The following is a 4,762-nucleotide window of genomic DNA, read 5'->3' as shown; positions in this document are numbered from 1 at the left end:
AGTCCGCGCAGGCGGACTTTGTTTGTGTAGCTGCGATTTCTAATCGCCAGGGCTGTCTAATCGCCATGGCTGGGGGAGGGCGGGTTTTGTATGAAAGTTATCGGTTATGTTTTGATCTGTTAGTTCCTAAACCCGCCCCTACAGATGGCGTTTACGGGAAGCTATACCGACACCCGCAAGTGCAATTAAACCCAGAATAGACGCAGGTTCAGGGACAGTCTGAGAGGAATTGATTGGATCTCCTGTGACCAAAATGTTATCAAACGACAACAACTCTGTGGATGCAGTGGTGTTAAGCTGCACTTTCACTTGTAATGTACTACCATCACCGATCGCTTGATTCACCGTTTGATTCCTGAAAACCCCAGACTGGGTAATTAAGTCAGCTGCTAAAAACTCAACATCATCCAGTAAATAGGAGACAATAAAGTAATCTTTGTGACCAATCGGGCTGTTTTCCTCATGTTCAAAACTGACATCACTGGCGAAAGCATCCAACGATAACGCCAGATTACTAAATCCAGAAATATCGAGTTTTGGACTCAGCCACGCTGGAAATAAGGGATTAAGATTACCCCCAGAGGTACATCTTACATTCGGACAACCCGCGTTTGTATCACGAGCGGTGAAAGCTTCAGCCTCGACTCTGAAGTAATCGTTGGAGTCAAAGAGAGCCGCATCGTTTAATTCAATTGACCAATCCACCCCAACTACATCTGTAGCTGCTCCGCCTGTTGCTCCTTTGCCGTTTTGACCAGAGAAGTCTTCCGCATACAAGGTAAGGGCTTGTGCATTCTCAGGAACAAAGATTAAGCCTAAGACCAAACTTAAACTTGCCAACACTGTTTTTTTCATACTTTTTTAACAATACTGATAACTGTGCTATTTTCTAGCGTAGAGTCATCAGTTCGCCAAGGCAAGCAAATTACGTTAACTTCATCAGCTTTTCATATAACCCAACCTGAAATAGAGTAATTTTTTTCCGAGAATTGTTTCAAAAATGCCCTGTTTGAGTTAGTTTGGCGATAACGCCTGGAATCATTTCTCGGATTTCCTCTTTTATTTAGGGGAGTCTAAGCTGTCATCCATTTAAATTGGGAATGGGTAGCGAGCTGGCTGGCTCGCACTACAAGGATGAGAGCCATTATTGACATGAAGGTTTAAATGCCGAACAGCTTAGACGTTTACACAAACTTGATCAAATGTCGCCTTTTTACGGTTTACCAATCCCATCCTCAAAAAGACGCCATTCCCAGCATCGCCATAAACGCCCAATAGGAAATCCAGCCACTGACTAGAACCATCACTGGAACCAATAACGCGGCTGTCTTTTCTGAGAAATTGGCGATTTGCGTGCAACCGCTATACAGCGTCAGAATCGTGTAGCAGCTAGTGAATACGGTGATCATTACCATGAGTTGACTCGGCAAATTGGACGAAATCCCATTAGCGATCGCTAAAATAGTTAATGGGATCAGTGTCGCCCCAGCCAGAAAACTATCCCCCGCCAAACTACCGGGATGACGCCCAATTAATCGCGCGATCGCACTCATCGCGACTAGAATGATAAACGGCATCATACCCACCCCAATTAACGGAACCAGGGAAACATAAACCACATCCCGCCAACCTGTATAAATACCCCAGACAAAACAAGCATCAAAAATCACCGCCAATAGGAATCCTACCCCCCTAGCTCGTTGAGCATCGAGACGGGCAAAACTGGGTAAGAGTCCCCCCATGGGATTGAGTAAAAAGGACTTGATTGTCAATAGCGTGTCTCCCAGTAGCCCTTTAAGATAACGGATAGGATTTCCTTTCCTGAAAACTCCCCCTTTTCCAGGTGTCTGTTGCAGAGTTCGCAACGTTTCCTGAACTAACCGATATCCTGTTTTATCTCCTTGTTCACGTAACAATTGTGCCCCTTGGTGAAAATCCGCGATCGCGCTTTCAAATTCCTTCAAATCTTTATGAGCTAAACCGCGCTGATAATAAGCTTTAGCATGAGTAGAATCATAAGCGATCGCTTGAGTATAGGCATCAATCGCCGCCTGACTATATCCCAGTCGATAACGCGCTCTCCCTTGGTAATAATAAGCTGGGGCAAACCGAGAATTAATCCTTAATGCCTGATTACAATCTTGTAGTGTTCTCCTAGCATTTCCTAGTTTATAATACGCAGCGCCCCGTTCCACGTAGGCGTCTACAAAGTTAGGATTTAGGGAAATCGCTTGATTACAATCCTTAACCGCCCCCTGATAATTTTTAGCCAACGCCTTACTAACCGCCCGCACATAGAAATCTTGAGCCGTCATTGACTCCGTTTTCGGCGGATTAGACTGAGGTTGAACCTCTTGATCATGCTGACGCCGCTTTACCTGATCCGACAGCACCTGATACGCCTCACAAATTAGTCTAAATCGCTCCGTGGCGTCTGGATTATCAGGATGCAAATCTGGATGGTATTGACGCACGAGGCTACGATAAGCCTGTTTGATCTCCTGTTGGGTTGCGTCAGGAGAAACCTCCAGAATTTGATAGTAATTACGAGAATCATGCATCTGATTTTGCCGAGACGTACCATGGCACGTCTGTCATAAAATGGCGTATTTAATGGGTAATTTGACTACTGATATCGTTTCCAGTTATTTATCCAATTCTATAAAATGTTCATTCAAATCCGCTAACTTCCCTGCGCCCTCTGCGTAAACCTCTGCGCCCCTCTGCGTTAAAACAACATAATTCCGTAACCAATTCTACGGAAAAGGGCGCAAGGCTTGCGCCCCTACCTTTGGTTTTAACTAACCACTCCCGAATGACCCTTTATTTCACCAATCGGTTCAAAGCGTCCCTCTAAATACTTACTGAGAAACTCTTCTGCGATCGCGAAAAAGTGAAGCCGATTCTCTGGACGAGCAAATCCATGTCCTTCGTCGGTGTAAAGGGCGTATTCAACAGGTTTATTTGCCTTTCGCATCGCTTCGACAATTTGTTCACTTTCGGCTTGTTTCACCCGTGGATCATTTGCCCCTTGACCAATCAATAACGGTTTCTGAATCCGGTCAATAAAAAACAAAGGCGATCGCGCTTTGAGAAACTCCTCCTCTGTGTCTAAGTCTCCTAAGCGATGGGCAAACATGGCTTTCATTGGTGCCCAGTAAGGGGGAATACTTTGCATTAAGGTAACTAAGTTACTCGGACCAACAATATCCACACCCGCCGCAAATACTTCTGGGGTAAAAGCTAATCCAACTAATGTGGCATATCCACCATAGGACCCGCCCATAATTGCCACCTTATTCCGATCCGCAATTCCTTGGTCTACCATCCAATTCACGGCATCAATTAAATCATCATGCATTTTTGCCGCCCATTCTCGATTCCCGGCATTTAGGAACGCTTTCCCATAGCCTGTAGATCCTCGGAAATTGACTTGTAGCACCGCATAACCCCGATTTGCCAACCATTGTACCGTTGGACTATAGCCCCACGTATCTCGCGCCCAAGGTCCACCATGAACCAAAAGCACAGTGGGTAAATTTTTCGCCTCAATTCCAACAGGCGTGGTGAGATAGCCGTGAATCGTTAAACCATCTCGCGCTTGGTAGGAAATGGGTTGCATTGATGCGAGTTGCAACGTTTCCAGTTCAGGTTGATTGCTAAATAGCAAGGAGTGGGTTTTAGCGTCACGGTTATACACATAGTAATAAACCGGACCATTATCCGTGGCGTAACCCACCAACCAGGTATCATCGGCTAACGTGCGATTGGTGATGGCGAATTCACCGTCTCGGATTTGCGCGATCGCGTTAAAATCATCAGCAATGCTTTCATCCAGAATTTGCCATTCCACTTTATCCTTATAAAAGGACACCGCCTGAATCCGGCGCTGAGTTGGATGAATGACCACACCACCGATATCATACTGCTGATCAGCCGCCATAACTGTTTCTTGGCGGGAGGCTAAATCTAAAGCAATTAACCGTTGGGCATTGGCATCGTGCGATCCAGTAATATACAGGGTTTTGCCATCCTCAGAAAAGGTGACGGCTGATCCTTCATCATCGGGTCCCCAGTGGCGTAATAATTCAAAGGATTTATCGGGAGTCTCGCGAAATAACAGATCGGAACCCCCATCTGGCGTGGCTGCAATCGCTGCCCGAATCTGGAATTGAGCATCAGCCACCCAACTGACGATATTACCAGGATTATCGGTCTCAAACTCCACTGCCCCATTATTTAGATTAATCCGATACACATCAAATTTTTGGCGATCATTGAGATTCATTCCCACCAAGACTTGATCAGGAAACTCTGGATCAAGGTCAATCGGTTGGGCTTTCACGCCTTGGAAGGGGGTTAAATCGCGCACTAACTTGGATTGGACATTCACCAAGTAGAGGTGAAAGTTTTCGTCGCCGTCTGAGTCTTGCAGATAAATAAGCTGGTTAGGATTGTATGTCCAGACATAAAGGCGAATCCCCCGCTTTTGATCCGCCGTTAGCTGCTGATCATCATCTTCTCCCACGGTTCGCAACCAGACTTGCAACACATTTTTCTCATCTGGGGCGACATAAGCCAAATACTTACCATCCGGCGATAGCTGCGGGCGAGTGCGATCGGGGTTTCCGAATAGGGTTTCGCGGGGAATTAAGGGAGGTAGTGCTTGGGATACTGAAGAAGTTGTTGCCGTTGCCATTTTAGTTTACGGGTTCAATTGCTTTGATTGTCTTAGAGACACTGTAACGAATCTGGCGTGTTA

At 45.9% G+C, this 4,762-nt stretch carries 3 protein-coding genes; all 3 read right to left on the bottom strand.

Annotated elements, in window-relative coordinates; genetic code table 11:
- Positions 1-138: 138 nt before the first annotated feature.
- The 3 genes from ACLFWI_RS27045 to ACLFWI_RS27035 all read right to left on the bottom strand — a co-directional run bounded on the left by ACLFWI_RS27045 (position 139) and on the right by ACLFWI_RS27035 (position 4,699).
- Positions 139-855, bottom strand: a complete 717-nt coding sequence (locus tag ACLFWI_RS27045) for a PEP-CTERM sorting domain-containing protein (RefSeq protein ID WP_446415498.1) — start codon at positions 853-855, stop codon at positions 139-141.
- A 380-nt stretch (positions 856-1,235) separates the two neighbouring features.
- On the bottom strand, positions 1,236-2,561 hold the full coding sequence (locus ACLFWI_RS27040; protein WP_446415497.1) for a DnaJ domain-containing protein: 1,326 nt from the start codon (positions 2,559-2,561) through the stop codon (positions 1,236-1,238).
- 236 nt (positions 2,562-2,797) lie between these two features.
- Entirely contained in the window at positions 2,798-4,699 is a 1,902-nt protein-coding gene (locus tag ACLFWI_RS27035; RefSeq protein ID WP_446415496.1) for a S9 family peptidase, read from the bottom strand.
- Positions 4,700-4,762: the final 63 nt, after the last annotated feature.

The sequence above is a fragment of the Coleofasciculus sp. genome, assembly GCF_046539235.1.
In the GTDB taxonomy this organism is placed as follows: domain Bacteria; phylum Cyanobacteriota; class Cyanobacteriia; order Cyanobacteriales; family Coleofasciculaceae; genus Coleofasciculus.
The sequence above is the reverse complement of the archived record's forward strand: the minus strand, read 5'-3'. Positions and strand labels throughout refer to the sequence as shown.